The 14,745-nt window shown below is 70.6% G+C and carries 14 protein-coding genes and 1 riboswitch; of the genes, 3 read left to right on the forward strand and 11 right to left on the reverse strand.

Annotated elements, in window-relative coordinates; genetic code table 11:
- Positions 1–24: 24 nt before the first annotated feature.
- The 3 genes from lspA to BMW88_RS11170 all read right to left on the reverse strand — a co-directional run bounded on the left by lspA (position 25) and on the right by BMW88_RS11170 (position 3,869).
- Positions 25–810 (reverse strand): signal peptidase II, encoded by a 786-nt coding sequence (gene lspA / locus BMW88_RS11160; protein ID WP_245777712.1) that lies wholly within the window; start codon positions 808–810, stop codon positions 25–27.
- A 23-nt stretch (positions 811–833) separates the two neighbouring features.
- Positions 834–2,168: an aminotransferase class V-fold PLP-dependent enzyme gene (locus BMW88_RS11165; RefSeq protein ID WP_089950568.1), complete on the reverse strand. Its 1,335-nt coding sequence runs from the start codon at positions 2,166–2,168 to the stop codon at positions 834–836.
- Between the two features lie 34 nt (positions 2,169–2,202).
- Positions 2,203–2,317: riboswitch (SAM riboswitch) on the reverse strand.
- Positions 2,318–2,390: 73 nt separating this feature from the next.
- Positions 2,391–3,869, reverse strand: coding sequence for a potassium/proton antiporter (locus BMW88_RS11170; protein WP_089950697.1), 1,479 nt, complete (start codon positions 3,867–3,869; stop codon positions 2,391–2,393).
- 139 nt (positions 3,870–4,008) lie between these two features.
- On the opposite strand from BMW88_RS11170, the gene BMW88_RS11175 reads away from it, so the two are divergent.
- A complete protein-coding gene (locus BMW88_RS11175) occupies positions 4,009–4,950 on the forward strand; it encodes a M28 family metallopeptidase (RefSeq protein WP_089950569.1) in 942 nt (313 codons plus the stop codon).
- Positions 4,951–5,551: 601 nt separating this feature from the next.
- On the opposite strand, the gene BMW88_RS11180 is transcribed toward BMW88_RS11175, so the two are convergent.
- Entirely contained in the window at positions 5,552–5,743 is a 192-nt protein-coding gene (locus tag BMW88_RS11180; protein ID WP_143116035.1) for a hypothetical protein, read from the reverse strand.
- A gap of 83 nt (positions 5,744–5,826) precedes the next feature.
- Positions 5,827–8,928, reverse strand: coding sequence for an isoleucine--tRNA ligase (ileS, locus tag BMW88_RS11185; protein WP_089950698.1), 3,102 nt, complete (start codon positions 8,926–8,928; stop codon positions 5,827–5,829).
- Between the two features lie 263 nt (positions 8,929–9,191).
- Here ileS and BMW88_RS11190 point away from each other — a divergent pair, with 263 nt between their 5' ends.
- Together BMW88_RS11190 and BMW88_RS11195 are read left to right on the forward strand one after the other, a co-directional pair.
- Positions 9,192–9,536, forward strand: coding sequence for a DoxX family protein (locus BMW88_RS11190; RefSeq protein WP_089950571.1), 345 nt, complete (start codon positions 9,192–9,194; stop codon positions 9,534–9,536).
- On the forward strand, positions 9,533–10,678 hold the full coding sequence (locus BMW88_RS11195; protein ID WP_089950572.1) for an AfsR/SARP family transcriptional regulator: 1,146 nt from the start codon (positions 9,533–9,535) through the stop codon (positions 10,676–10,678). The genes BMW88_RS11190 and BMW88_RS11195 overlap by 4 nt, the downstream gene beginning before the upstream one ends.
- 155 nt (positions 10,679–10,833) lie before the next feature.
- Here BMW88_RS11195 and BMW88_RS11200 read toward each other — a convergent pair whose 3' ends face one another.
- The 6 genes from BMW88_RS11200 to pgeF form a co-directional block, all read right to left on the reverse strand.
- On the reverse strand, positions 10,834–11,319 hold the full coding sequence (locus tag BMW88_RS11200) for a hypothetical protein (protein WP_089950573.1): 486 nt from the start codon (positions 11,317–11,319) through the stop codon (positions 10,834–10,836).
- Between the two features lie 15 nt (positions 11,320–11,334).
- Positions 11,335–12,150, reverse strand: coding sequence for a DivIVA-like cell division protein Wag31 (gene wag31, locus BMW88_RS11205; protein ID WP_089950574.1), 816 nt, complete (start codon positions 12,148–12,150; stop codon positions 11,335–11,337).
- 48 nt (positions 12,151–12,198) lie between these two features.
- Positions 12,199–12,474, reverse strand: coding sequence for a YggT family protein (locus BMW88_RS11210; RefSeq protein WP_089950699.1), 276 nt, complete (start codon positions 12,472–12,474; stop codon positions 12,199–12,201).
- A gap of 18 nt (positions 12,475–12,492) precedes the next feature.
- Positions 12,493–13,149, reverse strand: a complete 657-nt coding sequence (locus tag BMW88_RS11215) for a cell division protein SepF (RefSeq protein ID WP_089950575.1) — start codon at positions 13,147–13,149, stop codon at positions 12,493–12,495.
- A 67-nt stretch (positions 13,150–13,216) separates the two neighbouring features.
- Complete coding sequence (locus BMW88_RS11220; RefSeq protein WP_089950576.1) at positions 13,217–13,915, reverse strand: YggS family pyridoxal phosphate-dependent enzyme; 699 nt, start codon at positions 13,913–13,915, stop codon at positions 13,217–13,219.
- Positions 13,912–14,616 (reverse strand): peptidoglycan editing factor PgeF, encoded by a 705-nt coding sequence (gene pgeF, locus BMW88_RS11225; protein WP_089950577.1) that lies wholly within the window; start codon positions 14,614–14,616, stop codon positions 13,912–13,914. Before pgeF ends, BMW88_RS11220 begins: the two co-directional genes overlap by 4 nt.
- Between the last annotated feature and the right edge of the window lie 129 nt (positions 14,617–14,745).

Here is a 14,745-nt window from a genome sequence, read left to right on the forward strand (position 1 = left end):
GAACCCTCAATTTACCAGCAGCCGCTACTTCGGCTCCTGCAGCCCGGCCGGCTCCACCGGGACCGGGGAGTCCTTGTGGACCGTCCCGTCGTAGTCGTGCTGCATCAGCGCCAGCACGATGATCGTCACGCCACCGCCGACGATCGCCATGTCGGCGACGTTGAACACCGGCCACACGCGGCCGAAGGGGTCGAACAGCGACAGGAAGTCCACCACGTGCCCGCGCATCGGGCCCGGCTCGCGGAAGAGGCGGTCGGCGAGGTTGCCGACGGCGCCGCCCAGCACGAGGCCGAGGCCGACGGCCCAGCCCTGGGAGCGGAGGTTGCGCGAGATCCAGAGGATGAACCCGGCGACGCCGAACGCGATCAGCGCCAGGACCCACGTCCAGCCCTCGGCCAGCCCGAAGGCGGCGCCGGGGTTGCGGACGAACGTCAGGTACAGCGCGCCGCCGAACAGCTCGACCGGGTCGGCGTCCTCCAGGAACGCCACCGACAACACCTTGGTGAGCACGTCCAGGGCCAGCACGCCGCCCGCCAGCACCGCGAGCAGCCCGGTCCTCGGTTCCGGCAGCGAGCCGGTGATCGAGAACTCCTCCGCGTCGTCCTCCGCGTCGCCGTCCTTCGCGTCGCCGTGCTCCGCGTCGTCTTCCGCGGGCCTCCCGGGTGACGGCGCCGGCTCCCCCGCACCGGCGGACCCCTCCGGCCCGGCGGCGGGCTCCTCGGCCTTCTCCCGCTCGCTGCCCTGCGTCTCGGCAGGTTTCCCGGCGACCTCGGCGGAGACGTCCTCCGCGGCCTTGGGCTCGTCACTCACCAGGTCATTGTCCACGTACGGGACTACGCGAGGAACGGCGGCAGGGTTCGGCCGTCGTCCTCGGCGACCCAGCGACCGTCGCGCTGCGCGTAGGTCCACTTCGGACCTTCGGTGACGAGAGTGCGCAGTGCCGCGACCAAACGGTCCACGTGTTCGGCCGTCGTGCCGAGGCCGATCGACGCGCGCACGGCACGTTCCTCGTGCGAACCGGCCTGCTTGACCAGGCGGCCGACGACCACGTGCGCGCAGAACGCGCCGTCGCGCACACCGATGCCGTACTCGGCCGAGAGCGCCGCGGCGAGGAAGCCCGCGTCGAAGCCGGAGATCGTGAAGCTCACGACACCGACCTTGTCAGCGTCGGTCAGGATTGACAGCTCGCGGAAACCGGGAACCGCGCGCAGGCCCTCGCGCAGGCGCGTCAGCAGCTCCTGCTCGTGCGCGACGGTCTGCTCCCAGTGCCGCGACAGGATCTCGCAGGCGGAGGCCAGCGCGTGCACGCCGACGACGTTCGGGCTGCCGGCCTCGTGCCGCTCCGGCACCGCCGACCAGGCCACGCCGAGCCGGTCGCTGTGGTCGGTCACCTTCGCGGTCGCGCCGCCGCCGACCAGGTACGGCTGGGCCTGCTGCAACCAGTCCGCGCGGCCCACGAGCACGCCCGCGCCGAACGGCGCGTAGATCTTGTGCCCGGAGAACGCGACGTAGTCGACGCCCAGCTCACGGGCGTTGATCGGGCGGTGCGGGGCGAGCTGCGCGGCGTCGAGCGCGATCCGGGCCCCGTGCCGGCGGGCGACCTTCGCGAGCTCCGCGACCGGCCACAGCTCCCCCGTGACGTTGGACGCCCCGGTGACGATCACGAGCCGGGGACCGACCGGGGCGGCGGTCAAGGCCCGGTCCAGCGCGACGATCGCAGCGCCGGACGAAGAGGGTGCGGGGATCCGCTGGACGTTCGGCCCGCGCCAGGGCAGCAGCGCCGCGTGGTGCTCGCTGTCGAACAGCACGACGGCGGTGCCCTTGGGAACGCTGCGGGCCAGCAGGTTCAGCGAGTCCGTGGTGTTGCGGGTGAAGACGACGGTGTCGGAGGCGTGCGCGCCGACGAACTTGCGGACGCGGTCACGCGCCTGCTCGTAGACGCGGGTGGCGACCTGGGAGGCGAACCCGGCACCGCGGTGCACGCTCGCGTACCAGGGCAGCAGCTCGTCGACGGCGTCGCGCACCTCCCGCAGGCAGGGCGCGCTCGCCGCGTGGTCGAGGTTGGCGTAGGTGACGCGCTCCCCGGTGACCAGCGGCACGCGCAGGTCGGCGCCGACGACAGCGGGAACCGCCGTGGTAGCCGTGCTGGGGGTGATCGCGAGCGTCATCGAGATGCCTCCGGGGCCGGGGGGCCTTCACCGAGGCCCGCGCTTGACCGGCGCCCTGCGCGCCGGACCAGGTCCTCACCAAGGGCACCCCACCGCGGTAGGAGGGTTGCCGGCCAGCAAGCTTGGGCTTGACGCTGGCTCTCATGACCTGCCGATGACGTTAGCGCCAGCGGCACGGCTCCGTCGACAACCGATCACATGCTGAGAAGCCTCGGAGACCGACTATTCGCCGCTCTCGCCCTTCCACCTGGCGTAGCGACCGGCCCTGTCCACCGCGCGAACGCGCCGTTCAGCGGCCACGCGTGCCTCTTCCGTGGTGACGATGAGCAACTGGTCGTCGGTCTGCAGCCGGGTCGTCGGCTGTGGCGTGAAACTCTTCCCGCCGCGCACCACGAGGCTCACCGTGGCTCCCGTCGGCAGCCTCAGCTCGGACATGTAGACGCCGTGCAGCTTCGACCCGCGCTGGATGAGCACCTGCAGCAGCTCGGCGCCCAGCTCGTCGAGCGGCGAGGCGTCGACCTGGACCTCCTGCGGCTCGCCCGCGCGCACCAGGCCGAGCCGCCGCGCGAGGAACGGCAGCGTCGTGCCCTGCACCACCGTCAGCACGACGACCAGCACGAACACCGCGTCGACCAGTTCGCGCGCCCCCTCGACGCCCTGGATCAGCGGGATGAGCGCGAACACGATCGGCACCGCACCGCGCAGCCCCGACCAGGACAGGAACGCCTGCTCCCGCCACGGCACCTTGAACGGCAGCGAAGCGAGCACCACCGACAGCGGCCGCGCCACGAACGTCAGCACGACACCGGCGACCAGCGCCGGGAACAGCACGTCGAGCAACCGCGAGGGCGAGGCGTAGAGGCCGAGCAGGACGAACAGCCCGATCTGCGCGAGCCAGCCGAGGCCCTCGGCGAACGAGAGCGTGTCGGCGCGGTGCGGCAGGCGGGCGTTGCCGAGGACGAGCGCGGCGACGTAGGTGGCGAGGAACCCGGACGCGTGCACGAGATCGCCGGCGGTGTAGGCGATCACGCACACCGCCACGGTGGCGAGCGGGTACAGGCCGGTGGCGGGCAGCGCCGCGCGGCGCAGTCCGGCTCCGCCGAGAACTCCCAGCGCCACACCGACGAGCGCGCCCGCGGCCAGCTCGTAGACCACCAGCAGCGGCGCGGTCCACGAGATCCGGTCCGACGAGGCCAGCAGCACGACGGCGATGTAGACCGGCGCGTCGTTGAGGCCGGACTCCAGTTCGAGCGCGCCGGTGAGACGCGCTCCGACCCCCAGCGACCGCAGGACGCTGAACACCGCGGCCGCGTCCGTGGAGGAGAGCACCGCGCCCCACAGCAACGCCATCCGCCAGTCGAGGCCCAGCAGGTGGTGCAACGCCGTCGCGGTCACGGCGACGCTGACCGCGACGGCCACAGTGGACAGTGCGACCCCCAGCCACAGCGAGGACTTCACCGCCTGCCAGCGGGTCGTCAGCCCGCCCTCGGTCAGGATCAGCACCAGCGCCGCGATGCCCAGGGACTGCGTGAGGCCGGCGTCGTCGAACCGGATGCCGACCACGGACTCGCCGAGGAGCACGCCGATGCCGAGGTACAGCAACAACGAGGGCAGGCCGAGCCGGGTCGACACCCGCACCGCGATCACGGAGATCAGCAGTACGGCCGCGCCGATGCCCAGGACCACCGTGACGTCACCCACCTGGACCATTCTGGTTGATCACCACCGAATTGGACTAATCAGACGCGTCACAACAACCCACCGTTCGCATCTACCGGGTTCATGCACAGTGGAGCATGTTGATCAGTGGCTCAATCCCTACCCTGCACGGAGTTGAACCATGAGGATCCTGATCGCGCTGGCGGCCGCCTTGATGGCGACCGGAGCGACCACAGCACAGGCGGCCGCGCCGGCCGAGGCCGGCGCCCTGGCGGCCCCCGACATCAACGTCGCGAACGTGCAAGCACACCTCACCCAGTTCCAGTCGATCTCGGACGCCAACGGCGGCAACCGGGCGCACGGACGTCCGGGGTACCTGGCCTCGGTCAACTGGGTGAAGAGCAAGCTCGACGCGGCCGGCTTCGTGACGCGCGTCCAGTCGTTCAGCTACGGCGGCGCCACGGGCTACAACCTGATCGCGGACTACCCCGGCGGCGACGAGAACAACGTCGTCATGCTGGGCGGCCACCTCGACAGCGTCACCGCGGGCCCCGGCATCAACGACAACGGCACGGGCTCCGCGTCGATCCTGGAGGTCGCCCTCCAGATGAGGGCCACCGGTTTCGCGCCGACCAAGCACGTGCGGTTCGGCTGGTGGGGTGCCGAGGAGCGCGGCCTGATCGGCTCGACCCACTACGTGAACTCCCTGACGACCACCGACAGGTCGAAGATCAAGGCGTACCTGAACTTCGACATGACCGGCTCGCCGAACCCCGGCTACTTCGTCTACAGCGCCTCCGGTCAGCCCTCCGGATCGCTCGCCCTGCAGCAGCGGCTGCAGGCGGGATTCACGTCGCTCAACGTCCAGACCGAGCTGACCAGCGTCGGCGGCCGCTCCGACCACGCGGCGTTCGCCCGCGCGGCCATCCCGGTCGGCGGCACCTTCACCGGTGCCGAGGGCATCAAGACCGCGGCCCAGGCGCAGAAGTGGGGCGGCACGGCCGGCCAGGCCTACGACCGCTGCTACCACCGCTCCTGCGACACGCTCTCCAACGTCAGCGCCACGGCGCTCGACCGCAACGCCGACGTCATCGCCCACGCGTTGTGGGCGACCGCGGCCTGACCGGTCCTCCGGGTGAGCACCTGCCCGGCCTCGTCGAGCACCGGTTCGACGAGGCCGGGCAGGCTCGTCCCGGCCTGCCCTGCGTAGTGTCCCGAGCCGCTTCCCCGTGGCGTGCTGCGGGACCGGCGCCATCACCTCGCTCGCGGCGCCCACCCGCGGCGCCATGCAGCGGCGAGGCCGCCCTGGCCAGGGCTCCCGGCGCCACCTCGGTGCGGTCGTCGTGAGTTCTCCGCACCGCGCTTCCGCGTGCTCGACACGGGCACACCCGCGAGCTGGGCGTGCCCGTCGACCGCGTCCGGGAGCTGTGGCCGCGTGCCCAGCAAGCAGGAGTTCGACCGGATGTCGGCAGGTCGCTCGCCTCAGCTGCGGCTGATGCGGCGCGCCGGAATCAGCCCGCACCAGCCGCAACTCGTCCGAACCGGCGCGGGCCACCGACGCCCCGCCCAACCTGACCTGCCCGCGCACCACCGCCGACCGGCCGGGCCACGCCTTCGCCCCCGTGACCCCGACAAGCGGGGCCACCACGCGACGGCCCCACCTCCGGACGCGTCGAGCGCGGCTGATCAGACGTGGCCGAAGACCACGGCGACCGGCCGCGGTCTCACCCCGTGCAGCCGAGCAGGAGCGGCGTGCCCGGGTTGCCGCCGAGCGTGCCGTAGACGTCGCCCTCGTCCGTCACCGAGACGAACGACGTGCTGCCGGGCACCGCAACCGGCCGCTCCGGGTCCGCCCGCAGGGCCGTGTCCCCTCCCGCCGTCCTGCCCAGCAGGTGGCCGCGGGAGTTCACGGCCACCGCGTCCACCGCGCCGCACGGGGCCGCTGTCGGCAGACAACGGCCCCGTGCAACGGGGTTCGCACCCGGTCGAGCAGCGGCGGCTACGCCTTCGAGACGGCCACCTTCACCTTGAGGCCGTCGCCGACGGTGCCCTCCGCGACGCCTTCGCCGAACACCACCGACGTCGTCAACGTCTCCGCCCGCACGAACTCCAGGTGGGGCTCGACGGCGGACCGCACCGCGTCCGGCAGCTCCAGCGTCAGCGTGATCCGGTCGGACACGTCGAGCTGAGCGTCCTTGCGCGCCTGCTGCACCACGCGCACCAGGTCGCGCGCGACGCCCTCGGCCTCCAGCTCGGGCGTCAGGACGGTGTCGAGCACGACGACACCCGCACCGCCCGGCAGCGCCGCCGTGGCGGCCGGATCCGTTGCCACCAGGCGCTGTTCGTACTCGCCCTCGAACAGCTCGACGCCGGCGGCGACGACCTTGCCGTCCACTTCGGACCAGTCACCGGCCTTGACGGCCTTGATGACCTTCTGCACGTTCGGCCCGAGCCGCGGACCCGCCGCGCGGGCGTTCACGACGAGCTGGAACTGCCCGTAGGCGTCGACGTCCGTGGACAGCGACACCTCCTTGACGTTGACCTCGTCGCGCACGATCTCGGCGAAGTCCTCCAGCGATCCCGCGACCGGGGACGCCACGGTCAGGCGCGCCAGCGGAAGCCGCACGCGCAGCTTGTTCGCCTTGCGCAACGACAGCGCCGTCGAGCACACGTCCCGCACCTCGTCCATCGCCGCCACCAGCGCGTCGTCCGCCGGAAGGTCGGCCACGGCCGGGAAGTCGGTCAGGTGCACCGAACGCCCGCCGGTCAGCCCGCGCCACACGACCTCGGTGGTGTACGGCAGCAACGGCGCCGCCACGCGCGTGACGACCTCCAGCACGGTGTGCAGGGTGTCGATCGCGTCCTGCTCGCCGTCCCAGAACCGCTGCCGCGACCGCCGCACGTACCAGTTCGTCAGGACCTCCAGGTACTCGCGCACGAGCTGGCACGCGCCGGAGATGTCGTAGGCGTCCATCGCCGCCTGGACGTCGCGCACCAGGTCGTGCGTCTTCGCCAGCGCGTACCGGTCGAGCACGTGCGTCGAGCCGGTCCGCCAGGTGCCCTCCTTGCCGGAGGCGTTGGAGTACAGCGCGAGGAAGTACCAGGAGTTCCACAACGGCAGCACCGCCTGGCGCACCGCGTCCCTGATGCCGCGCTCGGTCACCACCAGGTCGCCGCCGCGCAGGATCGGCGACGCCATGAGGAACCACCTCATCGCGTCCGAGCCGTCGCGGTCGAAGACCTCGTTGACGTCCGGGTAGTTCTTCAGCGACTTGGACATCTTCTGGCCGTCGTCACCGAGGACGATGCCGTGCGCCACGCAGTCGCGGAACGCCGGCCGGTCGAACAGCGCCGTCGCGAGCACGTGCAGCGTGTAGAACCACCCGCGCGTCTGCCCGTTGTACTCGACGATGAAGTCGCCGGGGTAGTGGTTCTCGAACCACTCCGCGTTCTCGAACGGGTAGTGCACCTGCGCGAACGACATCGAGCCCGACTCGAACCAGCAGTCGAGCACGTCCGGCACGCGCCGCATCGTCGACTGACCGCTCGGGTCGTCCGGGTTCGGACGGGTCAGCTCGTCGATGAACGGCCGGTGCAGGTTGTCCGGGCGCACGCCGAAGTCGCGCTCCAGCTCGTCGAGCGACCCGTACACGTCCGTGCGCGGGAACTCGGGGTTGTCCGACACCCACACGGGCAGCGGCGAGCCCCAGTACCGGTTGCGCGAGATGTTCCAGTCGCGCGCGTTCTCGAGCCACTTGCCGAACTGGCCGTCCTTGATGTGGCCCGGCACCCAGTTGATCTGCTGGTTGAGCTCGACCATCCGGTCCTTGAACTGCGTCACGGCGACGAACCACGCCGACAGCGCGCGCTGGATCAGCGGGTTCGCGCACCGCCAGCAGTGCGGGTACGGGTGGTCGTAGGTCTCGTGGCGCAGCAGCAGGCCCGCGTCCTTCAGGTCGCGGATGATCAGCTTGTTCGCCTCGAAGACGTGCACGCCCTGGTACGGCGCGACCTCGGCGGTGAACTTGCCGTCCGGCCCGACCGGCACGACGACCTCGATGCCCGCCGCGTCCGTCACGACCTTGTCGTCCTCACCGAAAGCCGGCGCGATGTGGACGATGCCCGTGCCGTCGTCGGTGGTCACGTAGTCGGCGGCCAGCACCTGGTGCGCGTTCTCGCGGCCTGCGAAGAAGTCGAACGGCGGCCGGTACTTCCTGCCCACGAGGTCCGAGCCCTTGTACCGGGCGACGACCTCGGGCTCCTCGCCCAGCTCACGCGCGTACGCCGCGACACGGGCCTCGGCGAGCAGGTACTTCTCGCCGTCGACGTCCACCGTCACGTAGTCGACGTCCGGGTGCACGGCGGCGGCGAGGTTGCTCGGCAGCGTCCACGGCGTGGTCGTCCAGACCAGGGCCTTCTCGCCGGTCTCCAGGCGCAGCGCCACCGTGACGGCCGGGTCCTGCCGCTCGCGGTAGGCGTCGTCCATCTTGGTCTCGGTGTTGGACAGCGGCGTCTGGCAACGCCAGCAGTACCAGAGCACCCGGAAGCCCTCGTAGATCAAGCCCTTGTCCCACAAGGCCTTGAACGCCCACATGACGCTTTCCATGTAGTCGAGGTCGAGCGTCTTGTAGTCGTTGTCGAAGTCGACCCACCGCGCCTGCCGCGTCACGTAGTCGCGCCACTGGTCGGTGTACTGGAGCACGGACGTGCGGCACGCCTCGTTGAACTTCTCGATGCCGAGCTCGTCGATCTCGTGCTTCTGCGTGATGCCGAGCTGCTTCTCGGCCTCGTACTCGGCGGGCATGCCGTGCGTGTCCCAGCCGAACCGGCGCTCGACGTGCTTGCCGCGCATCGTCTGGTAGCGCGGCACCACGTCCTTGACGTACCCGGTCAGCAGGTGCCCGTAGTGCGGCAGGCCGTTGGCGAACGGCGGGCCGTCGTAGAAGACGAACTCGTTCGCGCCGTGCTCACCCGCCGGGTTGCGGTCGATGCTCGCCTGGAAGGTCTTGTCGTCCTTCCAGTACCCGAGCACGTCCTGCTCGAGGTTCGGAAAGGACGGCTGCGCCGGGACCTCGTTCGCTCCGGCCCTGGGGTAGGCCATCTCCACTGCTCCTCGCGGTCAGATGCGACACGCGAGGACGACCGCGCCGATGTGGCTCGGCGGGCCGCGGTACCACCCCGCTTGCTCACCCGTGCGCCTGCGCGGCACAGGACGAGCCTCTCGTTCTTCGGCTGTGACGGGCCGGTCCCGTCCGGTTCTACTGAGGCGCTCGCGCGCCCGTTCTTCCGGAGGCTCCCCGGTGATGGCCGGATCGGTGCCTGTGAGTACAGGGTACGGGTGCGCGCAAACCGTATGCTCGCCGGATGACGTTGACCATCGCGTTGTCGATCGTGCTGGCCGTGCTGTTCATCGCGACAGGTGCGGGCAAGCTGTTCGGGGCGAAGACGTCGATCGAGGCACGTGACCACTTCCGGATGAGCGGGACGCTCTGGCGGACCATCGGCGCTCTGGAGTGGGCGGGCGCCGCGGGCCTGGTCGCCGGCCTCGTCACGTGGGACTGGGTGGCGCACGCGGCCACCGTCGGGCTGGGGCTGCTGATGGTCGGCGCCACGGTCACCCGCCTGCGCTACGACTCGAAGCCGACCGGCGTCGTCGTGGACCTGGCGCTGCTGGCGTTGCTGATCACCCTGCTGTTCCTGGACCGGTGACGCTCGAGTTCCGCGTCCTCGGCGCCCTGGAGGTCCGGCGCGGAGCGGACCTCGTCGAGGTGGGCCACGCGCGTCAGCGCAGCGTGCTCGCGGTGCTGCTCGTCGACGTGAACCAGGTGGTCGGCGTCGAGCAGCTGCTGTCCAGGGTGTGGGGCGACGCGCCACCCCGCCAGGCCAGGGCCGCGCTCTACAGCTACCTGTCCCGCCTGCGCACGGCGCTCGGTGGCGTCCCGATCCGCCGCCGCTCCGGCGGGTACGTGCTGGAAACCGACCCGGCGACCATCGATCTGCACCGCTTCCACTCTCTCGTGGCACTCGGACGCCCCGCCGAAGCGCTCGCACTCGTGCGCGGCGAACCGTTCGAGGGCCTGCACGGCGAGTGGTTCGCCAATCTGCGCAAGACCCTGACTGGCGAGATCACCGCCGCCGAGCTGGACCACACCGACTCCCGCTTGGCCGCGGGCGAACACCGGTCCCTGATCGCCGAAATGACCGCGCGCACCACCGAACACCCGCTCGACGAACGGCTCGCGGGCCAGCTGATGCGAGCGCTGATCGGCGCCGGCCGCCGCTCCGACGCCCTGGCCCACTACGCGCGGCTGCGGCACCGGCTGGCGGACGAGCTCGGCCTCGACCCCGGCCCGGCACTGCGCGACCTCGCGGCGTCGCTGCACCGTCCACAGTGGAGCCCGCGCCGGATCCCCCTGGATCCTGCCGGTTTCGCAGGCGCGCCCGCGGCACTCGTCCCGGACAGCCCCATCGTCACGATCACCGGACCACCCGGCGCCGGCAAGACGCGGCTCGCCCTGCACTGGGCGCACGAGCACGCCGGCGACCACCCGGACGGGCGGCTGTTCGTGGACCTCACCGGCGCGGACCCGGCGGACGTCGTCCGCGAGTTCCTCCTCGTCCTGGGTACGAGCCAGGACGGCATCCCACCGGAACCACACGCGCAGACAGCGCTCTACCGCACGTTGCTGGCAGACCGCCGGATGCTGATCGTGCTCGACAACGCCGCCGACACAGCGCAGGTCGTGCCGTTGTTGCCGGGAACGCCGCTTTGCCGTGTCGTCGTGACGAGCCGTGAGCGACTACCGGGCCTTGTGACCGCCTACGGTGCGCAACCGGTCGTGCTCGGCTGAGGCATTCGCGGAGACGCTGCGGCTGCTTCGTTCATGCGCGACGCCCAGTACGGCGAGGTCGTAGCGGTACTCGCCCTCCCGGGCCACCACGGATCCCGGTTTCACCGCACGTTTCCAGGGTGCGACCAGGCGTTCGTCGGCCGGGAAGGACCGGGTCAGCCGGTGCGGCTCTTGCGGACCAGCACCGCGTCCGGCGTGCACAGGGCGCAAGGGGTGAACTGGAGCTGGCGTGCTTCCTGCACCGGGAGGCCCAGCGTGGGCCTCCCGGCGAGCCAGGAACACGAGCTCAGGTGGTACCGGGGCCGTTCGTCCAGCACCCGCACCTCATCCACCAGGTCGGCCACGACGAGCAGGTCCGCCGCGTCGGTGTCCTCTTCCGGTGGTTCCACGTCAGCGGGCGGCGTGTCGGCTTCTGCCGGCACCGCTACCCGTTGATCATCAGCTACAGCTTGTTGATCTACAATCTGCGCGTCGGCAGCGGGGTCCCCCGGCCGTCGTCGCCACCAGTCCCATGCGAGGACCAGGGCGGCGAGCGCGCTCGCGCCCACGGACGACCACGCCCAGATCGTGTTGGACGTGGTCAGCGCGGGTACGAGCAGGCCGAGGGCTGCCAGCACCAGAAGTAGAACTACGAAGAGCACCTAATGGACAGTAGTTCAGCCCGCTTCGGCGCGTGCGCCGAAGGAGTAGCCCTGGGAACGGCCCTCGGAGGGCGCGGCGGGGCCGCGGTCCTGGAGGTCGCGCAGGGACGACTCGAGCATCGTCTTCAGTCGCGTGCGGTACTCGCGCTCGAACGTCTGCAGCTTGTCGATCTGCTTCTCGAGCGTGTTCTTCTCCTGGGTGATGTTGCCCATCACCTCAGCGTGCTTGCGCTGCGCGTCGCGGTCGAGCGCGGTGGCCTTCTCACGGGCCTGCCGCTCGAGCGTCTCGGCGCGCGTGCGCGCGTCGTTCAGCATGGTCTCGGCGCGGGTGCGCGCCTCGTTGACCATCGTGTCGGCCTTGGCGCGCGCCTCGGACAGCAGCTGTTCCGACTTCGTGCGCGCCTCGGACAGCATGCCGTCCGCCTCGGCCTTGGCCTCACCGGTCAGCCGGTCCGCCATCTCCTGGGCGAGCCCCAGGACCTTCGCGGCCTGCACGTGGTGGTCGCCGCCACCACCGGGCGACGTCTGCTCCAGCACCGAGGGCGGCGGAACCGGCGCCAGGCGGCGCGGCTCCTCGACCGGCACTCGGCTCGTCATGGGGCCGGCGGAAGCCTTCGCACGCGCGTCGTCGAGGTCGGCGCGCGTGGTTTCGAGCTGCTGGTCGAGCTGCTCGACCTGCTGACGGAGGTCGTTGTTCTCCTCGATCAAGCGGGCCAGCTCGCCCTCAACCAGGTCGAGGAACGCGTCCACCTCGTCCTCGTTGTAGCCCCGCTTGCCAATCGGCGGCTTGCTGAACGCGACGTTGTGCACGTCAGCGGGGGTCAACGGCATCGGATCACCTCTCGCACTCCTGGGCTGCGGTCATCCCACGGTTCCCCGTCACCTGGGATCTGCGAATCGCATCAGAATGATAACGACCAGCCACAGCACAATAATCGATAGGTCCAGCCCGACGCCTCCGATCCGCACAGTCGGGATCACCCGACGGAGCGCGCGGACCGGTGGGTCGGTGACCGTGTAGACGGTCTCAAGCGTCACGGCTACGCCGCCCGCTGGGCGCCATTCCCTCGCGAACGTCCGCACCATCTCGACCACGACACGCGCGGTCAGGAACAGGGAGAACGCGAACAGGACGTAGAAGATGACGAGACGGATGGGGTCCACGGGTCAACTCTAACCGTGGTTCCCGAACCCGCCCTCGGCCAGCTTCCTGCGGTCCTCCGCCGTGACGTCAACGTTCGGCGGTGAGAGAAGGAACACCCTGCTGGTGATCTTGTCCATGGACCCGCGCAGAGCGAACGCGAGACCGGCCGAGAAGTCGACGAGGCGCTTGGCGTCCGCGTCGTCCATGTCGGTCAGGTTCAAGATCACCGGAGTGCCGTCGCGGTAGTGCTCCCCGATCGTGCGCGCCTCGCTGTAGCTGCGGGGATGCAGCGTGGTGATGCGCGCCATCGGGTTGCCCGCGGGCTCGGCGACGGGGCGCAGCCTGCTCACGGGCTCGCGCTGCGGATCGACGGCCAGCGCACCGTGGACCGGTGCGTCGGCGGGCCAGCGCCGCGTGCTCGAAGGGCTGCCGCCCCCGCGCCGCGTCTCCGGCTCGTAGTCGTCCGCCTCGTCGATGTCGGCCCGGTACCCGGAGCCCTGCAGCTCCGACCGGCCCGGCGTGAACACGCGGTTGCGCCGCGGGTAGGGGTCGTAGTCGTCGGCCTCGGCCGCGTACTCGGACCGGTAGTCGCCGTAGCGGCCGCGGTCGTCGTCGTAGCCGGGGTCGTCTGCGTACTCGGCGGGGACCATCCCGAAGTAGGCCTTCAGCTTGTGCAAAGCGCTCATTCCAGCCCCTCCTCGGCGGTTCCCCACTCTTAGGGACGGTGCGGACGGTCCCGAGGTTCCCGACAACCTACGGCGAGATTAGTCGCCGGCTCCCGAGCAACGCCGTTCCGACACGCACACAGGTGGATCCGTGCGAGATGGCATCTTCCAGGTCCGCACTCATTCCCGCTGACACACCGGTGGCAGTGGGATGATGATCACGTAGCCCTGATACCACCGAAGCCAACGCTTCAAACGCCCGCGAAGGCTCCATCGCCAGAGGTGCGACAGTCATCGCACCCCGGAGAACAAGATCACCCGATCGTGTGATCGCGCCAGCCAGTTCCGGCACGTCCGGTACGGGGCACCCACCGCGCGACGTGTCCCCGTCGATGCTGACCTGCAACAACACGTCGAGCTTCGTCCCCCGCGCGTGCGCCGCCGCGGCGAGCGCCTCGGCCAGCCGGACGCTGTCCACGGAGTCGACCTGATCGGCCCACCCGATGACGGATTTCACTTTGTTGCGCTGCAATCGCCCGACCATGTGCCAACGCGCCTCGGCCAAATGTCTCAATTGGCCGACCTTGGCACTCGCCTCTTGATCCCGGTTTTCCGCGAAGTTCCGCAGACCGAGGTCGTAAAGGATCTCCACATCACTGGCAGGCCAGGTTTTCGTCACCGCGAGCAACGTCACTTCCGACCGCTCCCGCCCGGCCGCCTCACACGCTTTCGCGATGCGCTCCTCGACCTCGTCGAGGTTCGCCCTCAGCTCCGCGCCCCGGTTCACGGCTCGACCCAAACGACCGAGGCGAGCCGCCCCGTCGGCGCCTCCCGGCGGTGGCTGAAGAGGTCCTTCTCCTCGAAGGTGCAGCGCGGGTCGACCCCGATCTTCCCGACCCCGGCACTGGCGAGCTGGTTCCACAACCCGGCCCGCAGGTCCAGCGAGGGCGTCCCCCGCCGCGACTTGGCCGCGCTCCCCGGCAGGTGCTTCTCCACGTCCCTCTGCATGTCGGCGGGCACCTCGTAGCACTCACCGCAGACGGCGGGCCCGAGCAACACCTCGACGCGCTCCAGCTCGGCCCCCAGCGCCATCATCGCCTTGAGCGCTTCCACCACAACCCCGACACGCGCGCCGACACGCCCGGCGTGCACAGCGCCGACCACTCCGGCTTCCTGGTCCCCCAGCAACACCGGCACGCAGTCAGCGGTCAACACCACAAGCCCGAGACCAGCCTGTTTCGTCACAACGGCATCAGTGGCCTCAAGCGCCTCGGCCTGCGGCCCGTCCACCGTGGCGACCGTCCGGCCGTGCACCTGCTCCATCCACACCAAACGATCAGGCGTCAGCCCAACCCCTTCGGCGAGCCGAACCCGGTTGGCCGCCACCGCCTCCTCGTCGTCCCCGACGTGATCGCCGAGGTTGAAGGACGCGTACGGCCCTTTGGACACGCCACCGGCGCGGGTGGTGACAACACGACGAATGCGCACCCTTACACCCTAGTTCTCACCTCCACCCCACCTCCGACTCCCCGGCCCGAAGCCAGGGCAGGGCCGCGACGGCGAAGCCGAGCCCCGGCGACGCCGAAGGCGAGCCGTCCAGCAACACGACCTGGCGGT

The organism is Lentzea xinjiangensis, assembly GCF_900110955.1.
Taxonomy (GTDB): Bacteria; Actinomycetota; Actinomycetes; order Mycobacteriales; family Pseudonocardiaceae; genus Lentzea; species Lentzea xinjiangensis.